The 843-nt window shown below is 39.4% G+C and carries 1 protein-coding gene; it reads left to right on the forward strand.

Going from position 1 to position 843, the window contains the following annotated elements; translation table 11 throughout:
• A partial coding sequence (locus R7044_RS24770; protein ID WP_225455942.1) for a phosphoadenylyl-sulfate reductase occupies positions 1–590 on the forward strand: 590 nt, incomplete at its 5' end.
• Between the last annotated feature and the right edge of the window lie 253 nt (positions 591–843).

The raw sequence follows: 843 nt of genomic DNA on the forward strand, positions 1-843 counted from the left end.
CTGTCATGCTTCATCTTGTGACTCAAGAAAAACCTGATATCCCAATTATTCTTACGGATACCGGATATCTGTTTGCAGAAACGTATCGCTTTATTGATGAGTTGACAGAAAAACTCAACCTTAATCTAAAAGTTTATCGAGCGGAGCAAAGTGCTCAATGGCAAGAAGCACGTTATGGCAAATTATGGGAGCAGGGCGTTGAGGGGATCGAGAAGTACAACAAAATAAATAAAGTCGAGCCAATGCGTCGTGCATTGAAAGAACTTAATGTTGGAACATGGTTTTCAGGTTTACGTAGAGAGCAAAGTAAATCACGAGCGGGTTTACCGATACTGTCGATTCAAAATGGCGTGTTTAAGTTTCTGCCCGTAATCGATTGGACTAATAAAGATGTTCACTACTACCTCGAGCAACATGGTCTTACCTATCATCCACTTTGGGAAGAAGGTTACTTGTCTGTTGGGGATACACATACGACACGTAAATGGGAGCCAGGAATGTCAGAGGAAGAAACTCGCTTCTTTGGTTTAAAGCGTGAATGTGGACTTCATGAAGATGATGGTAATGAACAAGATGGTTCAGGTATCTAGTTACAGATATATCTATCTATAGAAGAAAGCTGTGATCACGCAGCTTTCTTTATTTATAGGCATAAGTAATGGGATTAAAAATACACATTTTAGGATAACTCTGTGGATAAGTTGTTTGATAGTTTTGGGTAAAGTTGGATAAATAAAGCTTTGGGCGAAAAGTCGTCGTTTAATCATTATTTTTGCAATTTTTGCAAAATAACACTTGCCAATGTGAGCGCGATCTCTATAATGCCACCTCGTCGACAGGGCA

It is taken from the genome of Vibrio sp. 1402 (assembly GCF_033340275.1).